This is a genomic window from Roseovarius tolerans, from assembly GCF_028885395.1.
GTDB classification, from domain to species: Bacteria; Pseudomonadota; Alphaproteobacteria; order Rhodobacterales; family Rhodobacteraceae; genus Roseovarius; species Roseovarius tolerans.
In genome coordinates, this window is sequence record NZ_CP118494.1 from 1446191 (window position 1) to 1468114 (window position 21924).

Sequence of the window (21924 nt, forward strand, 5' to 3'; positions counted from 1 at the left end):
CGGGTGCTTCAACCAGGTGACCGCTTCAGACTGTCCTTCACCGTGCCCTCTACCTCACGGCTTGCGCCGTTTAGGTGGGGTGCTGCCGCCGAACCCGGCCCGTGACTTGGCCGGTGCGCCTTTGGCTTTGGGTTTGCCGGGCTTGCCGGGTTTTCCGGGCTTGCCCGGCGGTGTGAAGCGTTTGGAGGTGTCAGCGGCCAGATTGGGTTTGGGTTTCGCCGGTTCGGCGGGCGTTTCGCTGCGTGGCGCAGGCTTGGCCTTGGGCTTGTCAAACGGCTTGGCTTCCGGCTTGCCGGGCTTCTTGTCATAGGCGGGTTTGCCCGGTTTCTTGTCGGCCCATGGCTTTTTCTCCGCCGGTTTTGGCGCGTCAGACCGGGGCTTGCGTGCGGGCTTTACCGCGCCGCTCTCGACTGCCTTTTCCAGACGATCGGGCTTGGGGACCGGTCGAGCGCGCGGTTTGGGCGCGGGGCGGGAGGTTCCCTTGCCACGCGGGGCGCGGTCTGGGCGTGGCGCGCGCGTGTCCCGGTCTTCGCGCGGGGCGCGTGGGGCAGGGCCCAGATCGGGGGCGCCGTCGATCTTGCGCGCGGTGATCCCTTCGTCAAGCGCGCCATCTGCTCCGAGCGCGCTTTGAAAACCGGGTACTGCCGCGTCGGACAGCTCGACAAAGGTTTCCTTGTCCTGCACCCGGATCGCGCCGATGGCGGATTTGTCCAGGTTTCCGGCCCGGCACAGGAGCGGCAGAAGCCAGCGCGCCTCGGCCCGGTCGCCGGCCCCGACCGAGAGCGCGAACCATGTGCTCGGCCCGAAGGCTGTGCGCTCGCGTGCCGGAGGGGCCGCGTCGGGCGCACTCAGATCTTCAGGCGCGGACCAGCGGGACTGATAGAGCCGCAGATAAGCGGCGGCAATCTCTTGCGGGCTGTGCAGCGTCAGGAGCTCGTCGGCAAAGGCGGTTTCGGTCTCGGACGGGGCCTCGGACCAGACCGGGTCGGCCAGAAGCCGTGCGCGGTCCTGCGCCTCAATATCCTGTGCCGTGGGCGGGGTGGTCCATTCGGCTGTGATCTTGGCGAATTTCAGCAGGCGTTCGGCCTTCTTTACCGCTTTCACCGGCACGATCAGCGCCGAGACGCCCTTGCGTCCCGCCCGGCCCGTGCGGCCCGAGCGGTGCAGCAGCCCTTCGGAATTCGTAGGCAGTTCGGCATGGATGACCAGATCGAGATTGGGCAAATCAATGCCGCGCGCGGCGACATCGGTGGCGACGCAGACGCGTGCCCGCCCGTCGCGCATCGCCTGAAGCGCATGGGTGCGCTCGGATTGGCTCAGCTCGCCCGAGAGCGACACCACCGCAAAGCCGCGATTGGCGAGCCGGGCCGTCAGCCGCGCCACCATGGCGCGGGTATTTGCGAAGACGATGGCGTTCTGCGCATCGTGATAGCGCAGCAGGTTGATCACCGCGCCCTCGGCATCCTGCGGGGCAACCCGCAGCGCCTGATAGGCGATGTCGCTGTGCTGTTTGCCGCCGCCCAGAGTGGTCACGCGCTGCGCATCACGCTGGAATTTTTCGGCCAGCTTGGCGATCATCGGCGGCACGGTGGCCGAGAACATCAGCGTGCGCCGGCCCTCGGGGGCCGCCGCCAGCATGAATTCGAGATCTTCGCGAAACCCGAGATCGAGCATTTCGTCGGCCTCGTCCAACACCACGGCGCGCAGGGACGTCATATCCAGAGCGCGACGGTTGATGTGGTCACACAGCCGCCCCGGCGTGCCCACCACGATATGCGCGCCGCGCTCCAATGCGCGCCGCTCGTCGCGGGCATCCATGCCGCCCACGCAAGACACCAGCCGCGCGCCGGTTTCGGCATAGAGCCAGCTCAGCTCGCGCATCACCTGCAGCGCCAGTTCCCGCGTGGGTGCCACGATCAGCGCAAGCGGCGCAGCGGCAGGGGGCAGCCGGGGCTCATCCCCCATCAGCGTCGAAGCGATAGCGAGGCCGAAACCCACCGTCTTGCCCGAGCCGGTCTGCGCCGAGACCAGAAGGTCGGCCTGCCCGAGGGCTGCATCGGTCACGGCCTCCTGAACGGGGGTGAGCGTGTCATAGCCGCGAGCGGCGAGTGCGGAGGAAAGTGTCTGGGGGATCATCAGAGAAAAGGGCCTTGAGCATGAGTCGTGCGCCCGTAGCGCAAGCCGCGACGCATAACTGAGCCGCGCGGCATTGTATATCGCAAATCGCCCCCCTTGTAGACCCCGCGCGAATACGCCACGTTATGCACAATCCCTAAATGCGAACAGGAGTGCAGAGCATGCCCGTCAAGAACCGTTTTGCCGAACTGCATGGCGATATCACCGAATGGCGACGCGATATCCACGCCCATCCCGAAATCCTATATGAGACGCACCGGACCAGCGCGCTGGTGGCCGAAAAGCTGGAGGCGTTCGGTTGTGACGAGGTCGTGACTGGCATTGGGCGCACCGGCGTGGTGGGCGTGATCAAGGGCAAAGCCACTGGCTCGGGCAAGGTGATCGGCCTGCGCGCCGACATGGACGCACTGCCCATCCACGAGGCGACCGGGGTCGACTATGCCTCCAAGACCCCTGGCGCAATGCATGCCTGCGGCCATGACGGGCATACTGCGATGCTGCTTGGCGCGGCACGCTATCTGGCCGAGACACGTAATTTTGACGGCACTGTTGTGGTGATCTTCCAGCCCGCCGAAGAGGGCGGGGCCGGTGGCAAGGCGATGTGCGACGATGGCATGATGGAACGTTTCGGCATTCAGGAGGTCTACGGCATGCACAATTGGCCGGGCCGCCCGGTGGGCAGCTTTGCCATACGTCCCGGCGCGTTCTTCGCCGCAACCGACCAGTTCGATATCGAGATCACCGGCAAGGGTGGCCACGCCGCCAAGCCGCAGGAGACGGTCGATCCCACGGTGATGGCCGCGCATATGGTGACGATGCTGCAGACCATTGCCAGCCGCAATGCCGATCCGGTCGATCAGGTCGTGGTCTCGGTCACCTCGTTCCAGACCTCGTCGAACGCGTTCAACGTGATCCCGCAATCGGTGCATCTGCGCGGCACCGTGCGCACCATGAGCACCGAGATGCGCGATCTGGCCGAGAGCCGTTTGCGCGCGATTTCCGAGCATGTTGCGGCGGGCTTTGGCGGGCAGGCCGAGGTGACCTATCACCGCGGCTATCCGGTGATGGTCAATCACGAGGAGCAGACCGATTTTGCGGCCTCGGTCGCGGCGAAGGTCAGCGGCGACTGCGCCGAGGCGCCTCTGGTAATGGGCGGCGAGGATTTCGCCTTCATGCTGGAGGAGCGCCCCGGGGCTTATATACTTGTTGGCAATGGCGACACGGCGATGGTCCACAACCCCGATTACAACTTCAACGACGAGGCTATTCCGGCGGGTTGCAGCTGGTGGGCAGGTATCGTCGAGGAACGCATGCCGGCCTGAACCTGCCAAGGCAACTGAGTATTCATGGAAAGATGAAGCAGGGGCGGGGTATCATCCCGCCCCTTTTTTGTATCAGCTCGATGTGGGCACGCAGGTATTGGTCGCGCTATCCCAGGTGGAGCCTTGGGCGCAGGAAAACGCCTGTTTCTCCTTGCCGTAGCTGCAGGCCGCCATGGCCAGTGACGGCATCGCGACGAGGGCAAGGGCGGCAAGTCCGAATTTCAACTTCATGATATGTCTCCCTGTTGGACAGGGTCAGATCATATCACGATTCCCCGAAAACCCGGCCAAATATCGTGTCGACATGCTTGGTGTGATAGGACAAGTCGAATTTTTCATCAATTTGCGCAGGTGACAGCGCCGCCGTGACTTCCGCGTCATTCAGCAACTCGGTCTTGAAGTCGCAGCCCGTCTCCCAGACCTTGAGCGCGTTGCGCTGTACGAGGCGGTAGGCGTCCTCGCGGCTGACACCGGCCTGCGTAAGGGCCAGAAGCACCCGTTGGCTCATTACGAGGCCGGGGAATTTGTTCATGTTGGCCAGCATGTTGCCGGGGTAGACGATCAGCTTGTCGATGACATTGGTCAGCCGCGCGAGGGCGAAATCGAGGGTGATCGTGGCATCGGGGCCGATATTGCGCTCGACCGAGGAATGCGAGATGTCGCGTTCGTGCCAAAGCGCCACGTTTTCCATTGCGGGCACCACAGTCATGCGCACGAGGCGGGCAAGCCCCGTCAGGTTTTCGGTCAGCACCGGGTTCTTCTTGTGCGGCATGGCCGAAGAGCCTTTTTGCCCCATTGAGAAGAACTCGGCCGCCTCCAGCACTTCGGTGCGCTGCATGTGGCGGATCTCGGTGGCAACGTTCTCGATACTGCTGGCCACGACGCCAAGCGCGGCGAAAAAGGCCGCGTGGCGGTCGCGCGGGATGACCTGCGTGCTGATCGGTTCGGGCGCGAGGCCAAGCTGCGCGCAGACATGTTCCTCAACGCGCGGATCGACATTGGCAAAGGTGCCAACGGCGCCCGAGATGGCCCCGGTCGCGATCTCGTCGCGCGCTGTGCGCAGGCGGGTCAGGTTGCGGTCCATCTCGGCGTAGAAGCGCGCGAAGGTCAGCCCCATCGTGGTCGGCTCGGCGTGGATGCCGTGGCTGCGCCCGATGCGGATTGTGTCCTTGTGCTCGAACGCGCGGCGTTTCAATGCCGCCAGAAGCCCCTCCATATCCGCGATCAGAATATCAGCGGCGCGGGTCAGCTGGATGTTGAAACAGGTGTCGAGCACGTCCGACGAGGTCATGCCCTGATGCACGAACCGGGCCTCGTCGCTGCCCACATGCTCGGCCAGATGAGTGAGAAAGGCGATCACGTCATGCTTGGTCTCGGCCTCGATCTCGTCGATGCGGGCAACGTCGAACTCCACATCCCGGGCTTTCCAGACGGCTTGCGCGTTTTCGCGCGGGATCACGCCCAGATCAGCCATGGCGTCGCAGGCATACGCCTCGATCTCGTACCAGATGCGGAATTTGGTGGCGGGCTCCCAGATGGCGACCATGTCGGGGCGGGAATAGCGGGGAATCATCGGCGGTCCTTGCAGATTGGTATGGAAAGCGGTTGAGCGCGCTTGTAGTGGCTAAGGGACAGCACGGCAAGGCGGGGGCAAGCGGCGCATGCGGCCAAGGCGATTGCAGGATTTCGAGGGGGCGTGGGGTTTCACCCGCGAAGTGGTCGAGGCAGATGGGCGCAGGGCCACCGTGACGGGGCGCGCGCTCTGGATGTCTGATGACGCGGGGCTGGCCTATACCGAGACCGGCGAGATGCGAATCGCGGGCCATGCGCCGATGCAGGTGGAGCGGCGGTATCATTGGGGCAGCGATCTGGCGGTGACTTTCGAGGATGGGAGGTTTTTCCATCATGTGCCGCCCGAGGGCGGCGAGACTGCGCATTGGTGCGACCCGGATCAGTACGATGGCTTCTATGATTTTGGCAATTGGCCGGAGTTCATCGTGACATGGCGGGTGCACGGCCCGCGCAAGGATTACCGCATGGTGACACGCTACAGACCGGAGGCAGAATGACCAAGATATTGCAGAAACGCCTGCCCTATGACGTGGAGGCCAAGCGCCCGCTGCCGGGGATCGCGCCGCTTGAAATGGCGGAGTGGCTGTTGGTGGACGAGGCATTCAGCGCGCAAATGGCCGAACGTGCGCGGTTATTGTCGGAGCGGCGCGATGATGTACTGGCCGTGACCGACGGGGCGTGGCCTGCGATGGCCGAGCTTTTGCAATATGTACTGGACTGGCTGGCAGGGAATGCTGTGGGCTACGTCATTTCCGCAAAAGAGGTGCGGCGGCCCGATGGTGTGACCGTGCCCATCGACCGCGATGATCCGATGGGCACGCTGGGGCATCTGGTGCAGGAGGATCTGTGCCTGCTGGAAAAGCGTGGCGATGAGCATGTTCTGAGCGCGGCGGTGCTGTGTTTTCCGGCAAGCTGGCGGCTGGCTGAAAAGATCGGCCGCCCCCTGACCGGGATTCATGTGCCGGTACCCGAATATGACGACGGCATCGCGCGGCGGGTGCAGCGGCTCTTTGACGGCGTGCAGCCAGGCCGCCCGCTCTGGCGGTTCAACGCGCTCAACTATGCTGATGCGGTGCTACACCAACCGCGCTCTCGCGTGCAGCCGAGCGAGACCGCGGACTTGCCCTATCTGCGGACCGAGCGGCAATGTGTGCTACGCCTTCCCGAGACGCGGGCCTGTGTCTTCTCGATCCATAGTTACGTTCTGGCGCGGTGAAAAAAGGGCAAGTGTTGGCCTGTTACTGCCATTGATAGCCGCCAGAAGGGCTGCTTCATTCGGGTGATCCCACGGGTTGCGCAGGGTTCAACAAGGGTCGCACGCTGAACGGATAGGGCGCGGATGCATCGACCGTGACCGCGACCGCATGCATATGCGCGGCCCCGAAGGTCTCCAGCGCCATGATCCCCGGCGCCCTTTTGGGAAAGGGTCGAAACATCCGGAACCGGTGGCTGTCGCCATAGGTCAGCAGGACCGGACGAGCGAAGCGGTTGGCCTCCTCGATGAGCAGTTCCGCAAAACGGGCGAAACCGGAATGACGCAGAAAGGCCTCGGCATTCCATGGCGGGCCAAAGCCGAATTCGAACATGTCTCCGTGAATGGCGAGAATGAAGGCTCCCGCCCCGGCCTCTTGCGCGGCGGCAAAGGCGGAGGTCAGCCATGCTCGGTTGGCGGCATCCCGGGCAAGCGCCTCAAGTGCTGTTTCCGCGTCATGGGGTTCAAACCCGTTATTGGAGCCGACAACATGCGCGGTCACCACCATCGCGCCATGCAGCATCAGGCGGGCGTTCTCGGGATAGCCCGCCTCGGCTTGGCTATCGACGGGCAACGGGCGGGAACCCAGGCTCTGGCCGGGTGTGGCAAAATAGGTGCTGCGGATATGCGCAAGGCGTTCGCGCGGATCGAAGCCACCGGCCCGCGCACTATGACAATCGGTCCATTCATTGTCGCCGGGTGTGTAGAGTACGGGCGCGGTAATCCGCTGCATGTAATCGAGTTGTTCTGCCAGTACTGCGTTGGTGCAGGGGCTACCGCCGGACTTGGTGTCTCCCACATGGATAACGAGATCGGGTGTGGTTTCGTTGATCCGTTCAATAAGCGCCTCAAAAGGCGGGTAGCTGGCCTCGGGCGGGCCATAGGGCATGTCGCCGAGGATGACCAGATCGAAAGGCTGTGCGGCCGCCATGTGCGGAAGGGCGAAAACGGCAGCAGCGAGTAGCGCGGCTTTGAGCATGCGGACCCTCGGCGGTCTGTGAAGAATTCGCCTAGTAGCATATCTGCTGGTTGCGACAGTTCAATGTCGGTTGCGCAACCGCGCCCGTCTAGCCAAGCAGCGGCTGCGCCTCGCGCAGCGTGGTGTATGTCAGCAGCGCGGCCCCTACTGGCGGCGCATGGATGAAAAGCGTTAAACCGAAGGTGATGATGGTCAGTCGCATGGGCACAGAGGCCTGTGGCGGATGTCGGCGCGCCTCGTTGGCATCCATTGCCCCGTCGGACCAGTCTTCTCCTTTCGGTTGGCGGGGTTTCTTGCGGGTGCTGGCCTTCGCGGTCTTGGGTGCGGTCGCCGATAACAGTTCGAAAGTCCTGTCCAGCAGGGCCGAGCCGATCGGTTGTGCGGCAGGGCCGGTCAGCTCTGCGTCATAGGGCAGGTAATCGCGTACCCGCTCGACCGCCCGGCGCAACAGCATCTCATAGGCTGAGGGATCAAGCGTGGCGCGGGCCCTGCGCCCCGGCGGGCCGACGGCGATCACCAGATAGTGCGGGCGCTGCGCGCGTTCCGGTGGCAACCAGCCAAGGGCGATGCGCACGGATTCGCGGTCGATGATCGCCACATCCTCGCCATCCCATGTCAAACGGCGCACCTGCGTCGCCAATGCATGCGAGGCGATGTCGAATTCCTCGACGATATCCGGGAACTCCATCTCGGGTGGCTGGTGATATTCCAAGGCGGCGATTTCGCCGAAGTTCTGCTTGTTCATGTCATGCCTCGATTATCGTTGGGTCTTTTAAACCGCACGTATTTGGCACTCTGAAACCAGTGGCCGGGCGCACATACATGCCCGACCTGTGTTGTGGGGATCAGCCCCCGTCGATCCGCGCCGCCATCAGGGCGATGGCCTGCTGGTAGACGGTGGCCGCATTCCATTGCTCGATGACCGCGAAGTTGGGCTCGCCCTGACGGTATCCCGCACCGGGGCGCCATCCCTTCTGCCGCAGGAAGTACGCGGTGGAGGCCATGGCATCGGTCAGGTTGTAGAGATCGACACGCCGGTCGCCATTGCCATCGACGCCGAAAGCCAATGCATTGCCGGGCAGGAATTGCGTATGGCCCAACTCGCCATGTCGCGCGCCCTTTGTCTGGCCCGTGATCGACCCGCGATCCACCAGCTTGAGCGCGCCGATGGCATGCGGACGAAAGAAGTCTGAGCGGCGGCAATCATAGGTCAGCGTGACGATAGCCGAGACCACCGAGGTGTCGCCCATGAAGCCCCCAAAACCAGTCTCCATGCCGTGAATCGCGATGAGAACCCCGGAGGGCACGCCATATTGCCGCTCGAGCGCATCATAGAAGGCCGCGTCGCGGGCGCGCCGCTTGCGGCCCTGCGCCACGATGGTGTCGGCCCCGCGCACCTGCATGAACTTATCCAGACTATAGCGAAAGCTTTTCTGATTGCGATCCGCCGCGATGGTACGGGTCGCGTAGCGCGCGCCCTGCAACGCCTCCAGCCCGCGCTGCCCCACGCCCTCGGCCGCGGCCTCACGGGCGAACGCTGCCTTCCAGCTCTCGAAGCCCTGGCCTGTATTGCCGCAGGGGGCGGCCAGTGCGGTCGATCCCCCCATCAGGCAAAATCCGAGCCCGAGGCCCTGAACGACGCGGCGGATCATAGCGGTCTTCAGCATCCGAATTCTCCCAAACAGACTGTGTTCGGGGTGCAGCATACCGCGCCCTTGGCACAGCACAAAGCGGCATGAGGCCCCTGGATGGGTCATGTTCCGATGCCCTGCACGATCTCTAGAACCTCTGCCACTGCGCCATGTGCCTGAAGGGCCATGAACATGCCGGTGAGGGCGGCGGTATGCGAGGCAAGCCGAAGGTTCTCTCCGCGCAAGAGGTTGAACACTGTCAGGGCTGCGGCGACCGGCAGGGCAAAGAGCCCAAGCGTGATCGTCATCATCCAGACGCTCAGTCGCAATGGTGCCGTTGGCTCGCGAATCCCTTCACCGGGATCGTCGACCTCTTCGGGCTCCGGATCGCAGAACGCTGCGCGCAGTGCGCGCAGGCGCGCTTCATCCGCTTCGCTGTAATCTCCCGCACCGGGAATGCTGTGTTGCAGCCCGGAATAGGCGGTTTCGACATCCGGCAGGCGCTCTCGTCCGGGGCGCCTGCGAGCGCGCCGTGTTTCCGCGTCCTGTGGCGGGCTGATCGCGGCGCGGAATTCGGCCCGCGTCAACAGCGCGTCCGGCTCTGTCCATTGCACGAAGTCGGGCGCAAGTGGCACATGCAGGGCCGCAAGTGTCTGCGCCAAGACCGTCTGCGATGCTTCCGGATCGGTCCAGAGCGGGCCGTCTTCGCGCATCAGCGTCAGGCCGATATAGTGATCCGCCGGCAAATCCAGTTTCGGGATATGCCGCTTGCGTTCGATCGTGACGCGCAGGTCGAAGTCGCGCGTTCGCAAGACCGCCGCCTCTTCTGAAAGACATCGCTGCGCGGTCAATTCCACGCCGATTTGGTCCAGCGTGTGCGCGATCCGCTTGGTGATCGCAGTGATGTCGAGTGCTCTCATACCGAGAAATACTAGCCCTGCCGTAACCTTGTGAGTGGTATGGGTCATGGTCGGGTCCATTCGTGTTTTTACACTCATAAGTTGACCCAAGAAAACGGAACCAGTTTGTTTCAAATGAGGATACATTGGGGCAATCCTTACTTTTTGGTGGTTTTGGTTCCTGAGCGGCAACGATGGTACCGAACTGAAAAAGGCGCCCCCGGATGGGGACGCCCTCTTGGTTTGAAAGGTGGCCGCTAGTGACCGACCGGCCGCCTCAGCAGCTATAGTACATCAGGAATTCAACCGGGTGCGGCGTGTGCTCGTAAAGTTCGAGCTCTTCCATCTTCAGGTCGATATAGCCGTCGATCTGGTCCTTGGTGAAGACGTCACCGGCCAGCAGGAACGAATGATCCGCCTTCAGCGCATCCAGCGCCTCGCGCAGGGACCCGCAGACGGTGGGAATTCCCTCAAGCTCTTCGGCGGGCAGGTCGTAGAGGTTCTTGTCCATCGCCTCGCCCGGGTCGATTTTCGACTTGATACCGTCGAGACCCGCCATAAGCAGCGCGGCAAAGCACAGGTAGGGGTTCGCCGACGGATCGGGGAAACGCGCTTCGACGCGCTTGGCCTTGGGGCTCTCGGTCCACGGGATACGCACGCAGCCCGAGCGGTTGCGGGCTGAATAAGCGCGCAGCACAGGGGCTTCGAAGCCGGGGATCAGACGCTTGTAGCTGTTGGTCGACGGGTTGGTGAAGGCATTGAGCGTTTTCGCGTGCTTCAGGATGCCGCCGATAAACCACAGTGCTTCCTGGCTCAGATCTGCATACTTGTCACCGGCAAAGAGCGGCTTGCCGTCCTTCCAGATCGACATGTTGACATGCATGCCGGTGCCGTTGTCGCCATAGATCGGCTTGGGCATGAAGGTCGCGGTCTTGCCATAGGCCTGCGCCACGTTGTGAATGACATACTTGTATTTCTGAAGCTCGTCGGCCTGCTCGGTCAGCGTGCCGAAGATCAGGCCCAGCTCGTGCTGGCACGAGGCCACCTCGTGGTGGTGCTTGTCGACCTTCATGCCAAGGCGCCTCATCGTGGACAGCATTTCCGAACGGATGTCCTGACCGTCGTCGATCGGGTTCACCGGGAAATAGCCACCCTTGACGCCGGGACGATGGCCGGTATTGCCCATCTCGTATTCGGTGTCGGTGTTCCAGGATGCGTCGAGCGCATCGACCTCATAGGACACCTTGTTGATCGAGTTCGACACACGCACATCGTCGAACAGGAAAAATTCCGCCTCGGGGCCCCAGTAAGACACATCGCCGATACCCGACGCCTTCAGATAGGCCTCGGCCTTTTCGGCAGTGCCGCGCGGATCGCGATTGTAGGGTTCACCGGTATCGGGCTCGACAACCGAACAATGGATGCAAAGCGTCTTTTCGGCGTAGAACGGATCGACATAGGCGCTGTCGAATGCTGGCATCAGCTTCATGTCCGATGCTTCGATCGACTTCCATCCTGCGATGGAGGAGCCGTCGAACATGAATCCTTCATCGAGGAAGTCCTCGTCGACCTGATCGGCCATCACCGTCACATGCTGCAGCTTGCCGCGCGGGTCAGTGAAGCGGATATCGACATACTCGATATCCTCGTCCTTGATCTGCTTGAGAATCGCGTCTTTGCTCATTCTCTTTTTCCTTTTCTTGCTGGGAAATGGGTTAGAGCGCGTCCGGACCGTGCTCGCCGGTGCGGATGCGGATCGCCTGTTCGACGGGGCTCACGAAAATCTTGCCGTCGCCGATCTTGTCGGTCTTCGCGGCGTCGATGATCGCCTCGATGGCGGCATCGACCTGATCGTCGTCGAGCACGACGTCGATCTTCACCTTGGGTAGGAAATCCACCACGTATTCGGCTCCGCGATAAAGTTCGGTATGGCCCTTCTGGCGACCGAACCCCTTGACCTCGATCACCGAAAGGCCCTGAATACCAGCTTCCTGCAACGCTTCCTTCACTTCGTCGAGTTTGAAGGGCTTGATGATCGCTTCGATCTTTTTCATGGGCGCGGGCCTCCTCGGCTGTCGTTTCGCAACGTGCAGACCACTTCTCAGCGGGGGGCTCAATCGGTTACGGTTGCAACTGGCAGGTTCCAGGCGTCGCTGGATGTGTGTTGCCTAAGAATTATGCATATCGCCTTATTTTGAGGCGAAAATGAATCGTGAGAGGTCAGGTATTGCTCGAAATCCTCACAGCCGCGCAAATGCGCGCCATCGAACAGGCGGCAATCGAGTCGGGTACGGTCACCGGGCTGGAATTGATGGAGCGCGCCGGGCGCGGCGTGGTCGAGGCAGTGTTCGAGGAATGGCCGGAACTTGCCAAGGCGCCGCACAGGGCAGTTGTGTTGTGCGGGCCGGGAAATAATGGCGGCGACGGATTTGTGGTGGCGCGGCTGCTGAACGAATGGGGTTGGGAGGTAGAGGTGTATCTCTACGGTGAGCCTGCCAAGCTGTCGCGCGATGCGAAGGTGAACTACGAGAAATGGCTAGAGATGGGTGAGGTGGCAACGCTGACCGCCACCCTTGAGCCTTCGATGCGAAAGCCGTCACTGGTCGTCGATGCGATCTTTGGCACGGGTCTCACTCGCCCGGTGCGGGCGCTTGGAGGCGTGCTTCTGGATTTGTGCGACAGCCGTGGCTTGGGTGCGCATATGACCGAAGGTGACAGGCTGGACTGGACCCCGGTGATCGTGTCGGTCGATCTGCCAAGCGGTCTGTGCAGCGATAGCGGCAGGGTGCTGGTGTCCGAGGAGTTCACTGGTCTTCCAGACCGTTTGGAAGCAGCAAGCGTGCACAGTGATCTGACGGTGAGCTTTCATTGCCTCAAGTTGGGCCATGTGTTGCAGGACGGTCCCATTGCCGGCGGCAAGGTTGTCGTTAATGACATAGGCCTGAGGCACCGGGCCGGGCCGGAAATTGTGAAAGCTGTGGCATGCCAAACGGTGCGCGCCGTCGCGAAGCGCGCGGGTCATAAGTATTACCACGGCCACGCGCTTATCCTGTGCGGCGGCGCGGGCAAGACCGGTGCTCCGCGGTTGGCGGCGCGCGGCGCGCTGCGGATCGGGGCAGGGGTTGTGACGCTTGGCGTGCCGGGAGCGGCACAGATGGAGGTGGCGACGCAGATCACCGCGTTGATGCTGCGACGGGTTGACGATGGCGTAGCCCTTGCCGAGGTGCTTGAGGACACCCGGATCAATGCGCTGTGTCTGGGACCGGGCATGGGCGTGGAGCGCGCGCTGGATTTGGTGCCCGTCGCGCTTTGCGGGAATGGCCCCCGTCCGACGGTTCTGGACGCCGATGCTCTGACCGCTTTCGAGGACGCGCCGGAGACGCTCTTTGGTATGCTTCACAAGAACTGTGTGTTGACGCCCCATGGTGGGGAATTCGCCCGCCTGTTCCCGGATATCGCTGAAAAGCTGAACGCCCCTGCCACAAAGGGCCCGGCCTATTCTAAGGTGGATGCCACCCGAGAGGCGGCCAAAAGGGCAGGCTGCGTGGTGCTGTTCAAGGGCGCCGATACGGTGATCGCCGCGCCTGACGGGCGATGCAGCATCAACTCCGCACAGTATGAGCGCGCGGCACCTTGGCTTGCCACTGCGGGATCGGGCGACGTTCTGGCAGGGTTCATCACTGGACTGTTGGCGCGGGGGCTCAATCCGATGCAGGCGGCTGAAACTGCGGCCTGGCTGCATGTCGAATGCGCGCGCTCCTATGGTCCCGGCTTGATCGCCGAGGACTTGCCCGAGGAATTGCCATCGGTCTTGCGTGCGCTCGGGGCCTTACGCTCAGTCCTCGAACTGCCACTGCGCCCGGCGCGGCACCCGCACGGCCAGTATCGGCTTGAGCAGGGCGGCGCGGAACCGGCGCAGATCTAGCGCCTCATGCACGCCCACCGTTTCCTCGCCATCCAGACAGGTCCGCACGGCGGAGCGGCAATAGAAGGGCGCATCGAGCATCGGTTTGATCTGCCTTGGCTGATAGCCCGGATCGGCCCGCGTCTCGCGCGCCACGGCCCAGAGGCTGCGGCGCATCCGCGCCTTGGGGGCGGCGTCGATCACCTGCGCGCCACCATCCGCATCGAAATGCACTGCCGTGGCAAGGCCAGTGCCGTCAAGTCGCATGGCATCGTAGAAACAGGTGCTGCCGCCGCGTGCCGGGTAGCGCCCCCAGGTCCAGAAACTGAAATCCTGCTCCAGTGCACGAGTGCCGAAATTGGCGTCGAAATAGCCGTGCCCGCGCCATTGCCAGCCCCGGGTCTCCAGATCAACCTCGATATCTGCCGTGGGGCCGAAGGGGCGCCAGATATGGCTGCCATCGGGGGTGAGGGGCAGTTCCACCTGTGTCAGCGCCGTGGGTGTGACGGTGATGCGTCCGCGCACGCGGGACACCATCGGTGGCGCGCCAATCTCGTTCACGTCGATCACCAGCCGGTCGCCCTGCCACCGCATCGAGGAGGGGCCGACGGTAAGGCAGTCACGGCTCTGGCGCAGGGCGCTTTCGCCCCGGTCGGTCATCGTAAAGCGCCCGCCGGGGCCATAGGTGGCCACGTTGATGCAGACATGGTTCGCCGGGCGTTTGCGCCCCGACCACGCATACCACGGCGAGAACACCGAGCCGATAAAGCCGATCACGCTGATTGCGCGGCTGCCGTCGTCGCTCAGGCCGTCGACATACCACCAGGCATAGCCGTTCGCGGGCACGTCGAGGTCGAAATTCGGTCGCTCAAGATCGCCTCGGCCGCATGCCGCGCGGAGAGGGTCGCCATCGGCACGCCCGCCCCCGGATGCGCCCCGCCACCGGCCAGATAGAGGCCCTTTACAGGCGTCCGGGTTGTCGGTCGCTGAAATGCCGCGAACATGCCCTGCGGGCTCTGCCCGTAGAGTGCGCCGAGTGTCGCGGGAAACAGTTTCTCGAAGGTCTGCGGGGTGCTCAGGCACTCCGGCCCCGGTGCGGGATCGAAGCGCAGTCCGAAACGGCGCAGCATCTGGAAGGTGCGTGTCTGACATGCGTGGGCATCCTCTGATTGGGCAAGGCCGGGGCGCAGGGGCGGCGCGTTGGCGATGATCTCGAAGCGTTCGATCTCTGGCGGTGGCGCGGGCAATCCGCGATCCTGTGCGCAGACATAAAGCGTGGGGTCATGCAGGCGGGTGCCCTTGTCGAGCGCGTCGAATTCGGCCTGCGGGTCCTCGCGGAAAAATACGTTGTGATGGGCGAGGTTGGGGCCGTGCGGGGTGGCGGCAAAGGCCCAGACATCCGCCGAGAGCGAGCGCGCGGCACGGGCGGTCTGCGGGGCCACGCGGGCCACATCCGGCCCGAGCGCGCCGGTGGCAAGCGCGCGGGGGTCGCCGTTGAAGAGCACCGACTGTGCGGCCAGTGTCGTGCCATCGGCCAGCACCATCCGCGCGGCGCGGCCCCCTACGGTCTCGATCCGCGCGACATGGGCGTTGTAGTGAAATGTCGCGCCATGCGCCTGCGCCAGATCGGCGAGCGCCTGCGCGAGCCGCGTCATGCCGCCCTCGACCACCCAGACCCCTGCCGCCTCAGCCTCCCAGATCAGCGCGAGCAGTGCGGGCACCTTGTCCGGCGCGCCGCCGACATAGGTGGCGTAGCGCCCGAACAGCTGCGCAAGGCGCGGGTCGTCGAAGCTGCGTTGGAGCATCCCCGCGAGCGACGAAGCGGGGGCCATTGCGCGTATCAGATGCGGGTGTCGCGCTACATGCGCGATCAGCCGCGCGGGCGAAGGGGTGGCAGACTGCATCACAGGGCGGTCGAACCCGTCGAACAGCGTCCGGGCCCGCGCGCAGAAGCGGCGGAACTGCGCCTCGCCGCGCGCGCCCGCGAAATCGCGCACGGCGTTGGCGCTGCGCTCGTGATCGGCATAGAGGTCGAGCGTGCTGCCATCGGGCCAGAAATGCCGCGCCAATACATCCTGCCGGTGCAGGGTCACGTGATCCTCAAGCCGGGTGCCAAGCTGCGCGAAAAGATCGTCGAAGACGTGGCGCATGGTCAGCACGGTGGGCCCGGTATTCACCGGACCGGCGCGCGAGGGCAGGACGCGGATCTTGCCGCCGGGGGCGGCGTGGCGCTCCAGCACCGTGACCGGAAGCCCTGCCTGCGCCAGCCGCGCCGCCGCCGCAAGCCCGGCCACGCCCGCGCCGACGACGATCACGGGCGGGGTGCTGTGCTCCGGGAAATTTCTTTCGCTCATGGGGGGATTGTTGACTCGAATGCGCAATGTGTCCAGTATGATTTACACATGACATGTCATCCATTAGTGACATACGCAGAGCGAAGGAGGCTTGCATGCCACTCACCGACCGGATCGACAGCGCGTTGCGCGATGCCATCAGGCGGGGTCAGGGCGGGCTTGCCCCGCGCCAACTGGCCTCGGCGCTCGACTATGCCACAACGCCCGGCGGCGCGCGCATAAGGCCGACGATCCTGGTCTCTGTAGCGATGGCTTGCGGCGACGATCGCCCCGCGCTCACCGATCGGGCAGCGGCGGCGCTGGAACTTATTCACTGCGCGAGCCTCGTGCATGACGATCTGCCCTGTTTCGATGATGCCGATCTGCGGCGCGGCAAGCCGTCCGTGCATCGCGCCTATTCCGAGCCGCTGGCGGTGCTGACCGGCGACAGCCTGATCGTGATGGCCTTCGACGTGCTGTCGCGCGCCGACGCGGACGATGCGGCCCGTGCGCTCGGGCTGATCCGCGCGCTCTCGGACCGGACCGGCATGCCCAACGGCATCTGCGCCGGGCAGGGATGGGAGAGCGAGCCAGAGATCGACCTGCGCGCCTATCACCGCTCCAAGACCGGGGCGCTGTTCATGGCGGCGACCGAGATGGGCGCACTGTCGGCGGGTCATGCGCCCGAGAACTGGACCGATCTGGGCGCACTGATCGGCGAGGCGTTTCAGGTCGCCGACGATCTGCGCGATGCGCTGCTCGACGAGGCGAGCCTTGGCAAGCCGGTGGGGCAGGACGATCTCCACGGGCGGCCCAATGCGGTTGCGAAACTGGGCGTTGAGGGTGCGATGGCGCGGTTGGGTGATATTCTGGCCGGGGCCATTGCCTCGATTCCCTCCTGCCCCGGTGAGGCGGCGCTCGCGCAGATGGTGCGCAAGCAGGCGCAACAGATCATGCCCAAGGTGCCCACACGCGCCCGAAGCTCGGTCTGAGCCGCATGGCGGTGCAGGACGCAATCCCCGCCCCGCGGCGCCCGCGCGCGGGGCTTATTGCGCGGCTGCTCGCCAATCCCGGATTCCAGAGCCTTGCCAGTCGGTTACCGTTCAGCCGGGGGATTGCCCGCCGCGACGGTGCGGCGCTCTTTGATGTCGTGCAGGGCTTCGTGCAATCGCAGGTTCTGTTCGCGCTGATCGAGCTGGATATCCTGCGCCGTCTTTTCAATCTAGGCCCGCAAATGCCCGAGGTGCTGGCCCGCGCCACCGCCATCCCTCCCGACCGGATGACGCATCTGTTGCAGGCGGGTGCGGCGCTCGATCTACTGAAGCGTCGGCGCGACGGGCGGTTTGCACTGGCCCGGCGCGGGGCGGCCCTGCTGGGGGTGCCGGGGCTCGAGGCGATGATTCGCCACCACCGTGCGTTTTATGTCGACATGGCCGATCCTGTGGCGCTCTTGCGTGGCGAGGGCGAGACCGAACTGGCCCGGTTCTGGCCCTATGTATTCGGTGCGTCGGGTGAAATTGCGCCCGACGTTGCGGAGCGGTATTCCGACCTGATGGCGCAAAGCCAGGTTCTGGTGGCCGAGGATGTTCTGCGGATGATCCCGCTGCGCGGGGTGTCCTGCCTGATGGATGTGGGCGGCGGATCGGGCGCGTTTCTGCGCGCGTTGGCGCAGCGCCATCCGCGCCTTGCCCTGCAACTCTTCGATCTGCCCGAGGTGATGCCGGAGGCCACGCGGCGTATGGCCGAGGCAGGGCTGTCGGGCCGGGTGGATCTTTGCGGCGGCTCATTCCGCGAAGAGGCGCTGCCGAAGGGGGCAGATGCGATCTCGCTGATCCGGGTGCTCTATGATCATGCCGATGACACGGTGTCCGACCTGCTGGCCAAGTGCCATGCCGCGCTGCCGCCCGGCGGGCGGCTGATCGTGGCCGAGCCGATGTCGGGCGGGGCCCGGCCCGAGCGTGCAGGGGACGTGTATTTCTCGTTCTATACCATGGCCATGGGCACCGGGCGCGTGCGCTCTGCCGCGCGGATCGCCGAGATGTGTCGCGCGGCAGGATTCGACACCGTGACGATCCCGCGTGCGCCGCGCCCCTACATTACCGGGGCGTTGATCTGCGTTAAGGCGGAATGACAGTATTTCAGGCAATTGTGTAACGTAAACTTGACACATAAACATGTCCGAGTAGACTGACATCATGAACCCGTATCCGCCTGCTGAGTCTTTCACGCAGGAAACGGGCCACAGCTGGGAGGCGATCATGGAAACCCGCGCTGTCTTTTTGAACGGTCCCGAGGATCTTCATCTCGACACCCTCGCGCTCAAGGCGCCGGGCGCGGGCGATATCGTGGTCGAGATTGCCCATTCAGGAATTTCCACCGGCACCGAAAAGCTGTTCTGGAACGGCACGATGCCGCCCTTTCCGGGTATGGGCTATCCGCTGGTACCGGGCTATGAGGCCGCCGGAGAGGTGGTCGAAGCCGCACCGGGCACGGGCTATCGCCCCGGCGATCATGTGTTCGTTCCGGGCGCCGATTGCTTTGACGGGGCGTTTGGCCTCTTTGGTGGCGCGGCGTCGCGTCTGGTCACCTCGGCATCGCGTGTTACTCGAATCGATTCGCAGATGGGGCCGGAGGGCGCGCTTCTGGCGCTTGCGGCCACGGCGCGGCATGCGATGGCGGGGCTGGATAAGGCGGTGCCTGATCTGATCGTCGGGCACGGCGTCTTTGGCCGCCTTCTGGCGCGGCTCACCCTTGCGGCGGGCGCGCCCGCGCCGACCGTGTGGGAAACCGAGCCGGGACGGCGGGACGGCGCGCGGGGCTACGAGGTCATCGACCCTGCAGACGACCCGCGCCGCGACTATCGCACGATCTATGATGCGTCGGGCAATGCCGCGATCCTCAATGACCTGATCGGGCGCATTCAGAAGGGCGGCGAGATCGTCCTTGCGGGGTTTTACCCCGAGGCGCTCAGCTTTGCCTTTCCGCCCGCCTTCATGAAGGAGGCACGGCTGCGCGTGGCAGCCGAATGGGCGCGAGAGGACCTGGCAGCGGTGAGTTCGCTCATCGACCAGGGGGCGCTCAGCCTTGGCGGACTGATTACCCATCAGGCGCCCGCCGTAGAGGCCCCGAGCGCCTACCGCACGGCTTTCGGTGACCCCGAATGCCTGAAAATGATACTCAACTGGAAGGATGCAGCGTGAAGGACGACGTGCCGAATCTCAAGGACTTCGACCAGCGGCTGCGCGATGAGGCGCATGAAGATCTGGCCGATCTGATCACCGAGGAACCGACCTCCAAGACCCAGATCATCGCGATCTACGGTAAGGGCGGGATCGGCAAGAGCTTTACCCTCGCCAATCTCAGCCACATGATGGCAGAACAGGGCAAGCGGGTGCTGCTGATCGGCTGCGACCCGAAATCCGATACCACCTCGCTGCTCTTTGGTGGCAAGGCGTGCCCGACGATCATCGAGACTTCGACCAAGAAGAACCTCGCCGGGGAGCCGGTGAAGATCGGCGACGTGTGTTTCAAGCGCGGCGGAGTGTTCGCGATGGAACTGGGCGGGCCGGAAGTGGGCCGGGGCTGTGGCGGGCGCGGCATTATCCACGGCTTCGAGTTGCTGGAGAAGCTGGGCTTTCACGACTGGGATTTCGACTACGTGTTGCTGGATTTCCTCGGCGACGTGGTCTGCGGCGGCTTTGGCCTGCCGATCGCGCGGGACATGGCTCAAAAGGTCATTCTTGTGGCCTCGAACGACCTGCAGTCGCTTTATGTCGCAAACAACGTCTGCTCGGCGGTGGAGTATTTCCGCAAGCTGGGCGGCAATGTCGGCGTTGCGGGCCTTGTGATCAACAAGGACGATCATTCCGGCGAGGCGCAGGCCTTTGCCAAGGCGGTGGACATCCCGGTTCTGGCCGCGATCCCGCAGGATGACGATTTGCGCAAGAAATCCGCCAATTACCAGATTGTTGGCACATCGCAGAGCCAGTGGGGCGGTCTTTTCGCCGAATTGGCCGATGCGGTCTCCATCGCGCCGCCGGTGCGGCCCACGCCGCTTGATCAGGATGGGCTTCTGGGGCTGTTCGACAGCAAGGACACCGGCGGCGACTACGTGCTGGAACCTGCGACGGACGAGGACATGCGCGGCAAATACGCCGCCCCCAAGGCATCGCTGGAGGTGGTTTATGACGACGCCTGAGCAGCCCCGCCGCGAGACATTGACCCAGGTGCAGCGCATGCTGGCGCGCGCCCGGCCCGAGCAATTGCGCCGTCTTCTGGCGGATATCGAGGCCGCGGAGATGAGCGCCGACCGAGGTGAGAGCACCCCCCAAAGGCGGGCGTCATGAGCGATGAAGTCACATATGACGGCACCGCCGACGCGCCTGTGATCACTGGTCCCGCCGGTAATGCGGCACCGCAGGAGGGGATGGGCTGTCATTCGGGGTCCGAGATGGAGAAGGCCGCGCGCATGGCGGGGCAGTCCGAATTGCTCGACCAATATGCCAAAGACTATCCCAAGGGTCCGCATGATCAGCCGCAAAGCATGTGTCCCGCCTTCGGCTCGCTCCGTGTGGGGCTGCGGATGAAGCGGGTTGCGACGGTGCTGAGCGGGTCGGCCTGCTGCGTCTACGGGCTGACGTTTGTCTCGCATTTCTACGGCGCGCGTCGCTCGGTTGGGTATGTGCCGTTCAATTCGGAGACGCTGGTCACTGGCAAGCTGTTCGAGGATATACGCGAGAGCGTGCATGAGATGGCGGACCCGGACCGGTTCGATGCCATCGTCGTAACCAACCTCTGCGTGCCCACGGCGAGCGGTGTGCCGCTGCGCCTTTTGCCGAATGAAATCAACGGGGTGCGTGTTGTCGGCATCGACGTGCCGGGATTTGGTATTCCCACCCATGCCGAGGCTAAGGATGTGCTGGCGGGGGCGATGCTGAATTATGCGCGCAAGGAGGTCGAGGCCGGGCCGGTGGCGGCACCGGAATCGGGTGTCTCGGACCGGCCGACCGTTACCCTGTTGGGTGAAATGTTCCCGGCTGATCCGATGATGATCGGCGCGATGCTGGCTCCGATGGGGCTGGCGGCAGGGCCGGTGGTGCCGTGCCGTGAATGGCGCGAGCTTTATGCGGCGCTGGATTGCGGGGCGGTGGCGGCGATTCATCCGTTCTATACCGCTGCCGTGCGCGAGTTCGAGGCCGCCGGGCGGCCCATCGTGGGCTCTGCGCCGGTGGGCCATGATGGCACCTCTGAGTGGTTGAAGAACATCGGGCAAGCGTTTGGTTTGTCAGAGGAAAAGATTGCCGCTGCGCAGAACGCTTTCCTGCCTGCGATCCGTGAGGGGCTGGCCAATTCGCCCATCGAGGGGCGCATCACCCTGTCGGGGTATGAGGGTAGCGAATTGCTCGTCGCGCGGCTCTTGATCGAGAGCGGGGCGGAGGTGCCTTATGTGGGCACCGCCTGTCCCAAGACGCCCTGGTCGGCGGCGGATGCCGAATGGCTGACGTCGCGCGGTGTGACGGTGAAATTCCGGGCCTCGCTGGAGGATGATTGCGCCGCGATGGAAGGGCTGGAACCGGACCTTGCCATCGGCACGACGCCTGTTGTGCAAAAGGCAAAAGAAAAAGGTATTCCAAGCCTTTACTTCACGAACCTCATGTCGGCGCGCCCCCTGATGGGCCCCGCAGGGCCGGGCAGTCTTGCCGAGGTGGTGAATGCCGCCATGGGCAACAAGGACCGCATGGGAAAGATGCGTGCGTTCTTTGAGGGCGTGGGCACCGGCGACACCGCGGGTGTCTGGGAAGGCGCGCCGAATATCCGCGAGGATTTCCGGGCGACCAACCTAAAGAAGATCGAAAAGAAGGCCCGCGCGGCCAAAGCGCAGGAGATGATCTGATGC

At 64.1% G+C, this 21924-nt stretch carries 21 protein-coding genes; 10 read left to right on the top strand and 11 right to left on the bottom strand.

Translation table 11 applies throughout. From position 1 onward, the window contains the following. Positions 1–54: 54 nt before the first annotated feature. Positions 55–2136 carry a DEAD/DEAH box helicase gene (locus tag PVU19_RS07115; RefSeq protein WP_050662758.1) on the bottom strand — a complete coding sequence of 694 codons (2082 nt, stop codon included), beginning with the start codon at positions 2134–2136 and terminating at the stop codon, positions 55–57. 161 nt (positions 2137–2297) lie between these two features. On the opposite strand from PVU19_RS07115, the gene PVU19_RS07120 reads away from it, so the two are divergent. Then, entirely contained in the window at positions 2298–3458 is a 1161-nt protein-coding gene (locus PVU19_RS07120) for a M20 aminoacylase family protein (RefSeq protein ID WP_050662759.1), read from the top strand. Between the two features lie 72 nt (positions 3459–3530). On the opposite strand, the gene PVU19_RS07125 is transcribed toward PVU19_RS07120, so the two are convergent. Together PVU19_RS07125 and purB are read right to left on the bottom strand one after the other, a co-directional pair. Beyond that, the gene (locus PVU19_RS07125) at positions 3531–3689 is read right to left on the bottom strand and encodes a hypothetical protein (protein ID WP_162838257.1); all 159 of its coding nucleotides are present in this window, start codon (positions 3687–3689) and stop codon (positions 3531–3533) included. A gap of 34 nt (positions 3690–3723) precedes the next feature. Then, a complete protein-coding gene (purB, locus tag PVU19_RS07130) occupies positions 3724–5031 on the bottom strand; it encodes an adenylosuccinate lyase (protein ID WP_050662760.1) in 1308 nt (435 codons plus the stop codon). Positions 5032–5119: 88 nt separating this feature from the next. Here purB and PVU19_RS07135 point away from each other — a divergent pair, with 88 nt between their 5' ends. Next, positions 5120–5527: a DUF6314 family protein gene (locus PVU19_RS07135; protein ID WP_050662761.1), complete on the top strand. Its 408-nt coding sequence runs from the start codon at positions 5120–5122 to the stop codon at positions 5525–5527. Beyond that, a complete protein-coding gene (locus tag PVU19_RS07140; RefSeq protein ID WP_050662762.1) occupies positions 5524–6246 on the top strand; it encodes a heme-dependent oxidative N-demethylase family protein in 723 nt (240 codons plus the stop codon). Before PVU19_RS07135 ends, PVU19_RS07140 begins: the two co-directional genes overlap by 4 nt. Positions 6247–6301: 55 nt before the next feature. Here the strand turns inward: PVU19_RS07140 and PVU19_RS07145 are convergent, their stop codons facing one another. The 6 genes from PVU19_RS07145 to PVU19_RS07170 form a co-directional block, all read right to left on the bottom strand. Beyond that, positions 6302–7213: a metallophosphoesterase gene (locus PVU19_RS07145; protein ID WP_160316362.1), complete on the bottom strand. Its 912-nt coding sequence runs from the start codon at positions 7211–7213 to the stop codon at positions 6302–6304. A 136-nt stretch (positions 7214–7349) separates the two neighbouring features. Then, the gene (locus PVU19_RS07150) at positions 7350–8006 is read right to left on the bottom strand and encodes a hypothetical protein (protein WP_050662764.1); all 657 of its coding nucleotides are present in this window, start codon (positions 8004–8006) and stop codon (positions 7350–7352) included. Between the two features lie 100 nt (positions 8007–8106). Continuing rightward, entirely contained in the window at positions 8107–8913 is an 807-nt protein-coding gene (locus tag PVU19_RS07155) for a lytic murein transglycosylase (RefSeq protein WP_082237596.1), read from the bottom strand. Positions 8914–9014: 101 nt separating this feature from the next. Beyond that, positions 9015–9812, bottom strand: coding sequence for a hypothetical protein (locus tag PVU19_RS07160; RefSeq protein ID WP_050662765.1), 798 nt, complete (start codon positions 9810–9812; stop codon positions 9015–9017). 256 nt (positions 9813–10068) lie between these two features. After that, a complete protein-coding gene (gene glnA, locus PVU19_RS07165) occupies positions 10069–11475 on the bottom strand; it encodes a type I glutamate--ammonia ligase (RefSeq protein WP_050662766.1) in 1407 nt (468 codons plus the stop codon). Positions 11476–11506: 31 nt separating this feature from the next. Beyond that, positions 11507–11845 (bottom strand): P-II family nitrogen regulator, encoded by a 339-nt coding sequence (locus tag PVU19_RS07170; RefSeq protein WP_050662767.1) that lies wholly within the window; start codon positions 11843–11845, stop codon positions 11507–11509. Between the two features lie 173 nt (positions 11846–12018). Between PVU19_RS07170 and PVU19_RS07175 the strand changes: the two genes are divergently transcribed. Continuing rightward, the gene (locus tag PVU19_RS07175) at positions 12019–13716 is read left to right on the top strand and encodes an NAD(P)H-hydrate dehydratase (protein WP_082237588.1); all 1698 of its coding nucleotides are present in this window, start codon (positions 12019–12021) and stop codon (positions 13714–13716) included. Here PVU19_RS07175 and crtC read toward each other — a convergent pair. Together crtC and crtD are read right to left on the bottom strand one after the other, a co-directional pair. After that, complete coding sequence (gene crtC, locus PVU19_RS07180) at positions 13627–14502, bottom strand: carotenoid 1,2-hydratase (protein WP_050662787.1); 876 nt, start codon at positions 14500–14502, stop codon at positions 13627–13629. The two genes, PVU19_RS07175 and crtC, sit on opposite strands and share 90 nt — an antisense overlap. Further along, complete coding sequence (gene crtD / locus PVU19_RS07185; protein ID WP_050662768.1) at positions 14499–16049, bottom strand: 1-hydroxycarotenoid 3,4-desaturase CrtD; 1551 nt, start codon at positions 16047–16049, stop codon at positions 14499–14501. Before crtD ends, crtC begins: the two co-directional genes overlap by 4 nt. A 95-nt stretch (positions 16050–16144) precedes the next feature. On the opposite strand from crtD, the gene PVU19_RS07190 reads away from it, so the two are divergent. The 6 genes from PVU19_RS07190 to bchY all read left to right on the top strand — a co-directional run bounded on the left by PVU19_RS07190 (position 16145) and on the right by bchY (position 21921). Continuing rightward, on the top strand, positions 16145–17020 hold the full coding sequence (locus PVU19_RS07190; RefSeq protein WP_050662769.1) for a polyprenyl synthetase family protein: 876 nt from the start codon (positions 16145–16147) through the stop codon (positions 17018–17020). A 5-nt stretch (positions 17021–17025) separates the two neighbouring features. Further along, positions 17026–18159 carry a methyltransferase gene (locus tag PVU19_RS07195; RefSeq protein ID WP_050662770.1) on the top strand — a complete coding sequence of 378 codons (1134 nt, stop codon included), beginning with the start codon at positions 17026–17028 and terminating at the stop codon, positions 18157–18159. A 127-nt stretch (positions 18160–18286) separates the two neighbouring features. Then, complete coding sequence (bchC, locus tag PVU19_RS07200) at positions 18287–19228, top strand: chlorophyll synthesis pathway protein BchC (protein ID WP_050662788.1); 942 nt, start codon at positions 18287–18289, stop codon at positions 19226–19228. Continuing rightward, entirely contained in the window at positions 19189–20226 is a 1038-nt protein-coding gene (locus PVU19_RS07205) for a chlorophyllide a reductase iron protein subunit X (RefSeq protein WP_438829809.1), read from the top strand. Before bchC ends, PVU19_RS07205 begins: the two co-directional genes overlap by 40 nt. After that, positions 20213–20374, top strand: a complete 162-nt coding sequence (locus PVU19_RS07210; protein ID WP_162838258.1) for a hypothetical protein — start codon at positions 20213–20215, stop codon at positions 20372–20374. The genes PVU19_RS07205 and PVU19_RS07210 overlap by 14 nt, the downstream gene beginning before the upstream one ends. Further along, on the top strand, positions 20371–21921 hold the full coding sequence (gene bchY / locus PVU19_RS07215; RefSeq protein WP_050662772.1) for a chlorophyllide a reductase subunit Y: 1551 nt from the start codon (positions 20371–20373) through the stop codon (positions 21919–21921). Before PVU19_RS07210 ends, bchY begins: the two co-directional genes overlap by 4 nt. Positions 21922–21924 lie beyond the last annotated feature (3 nt).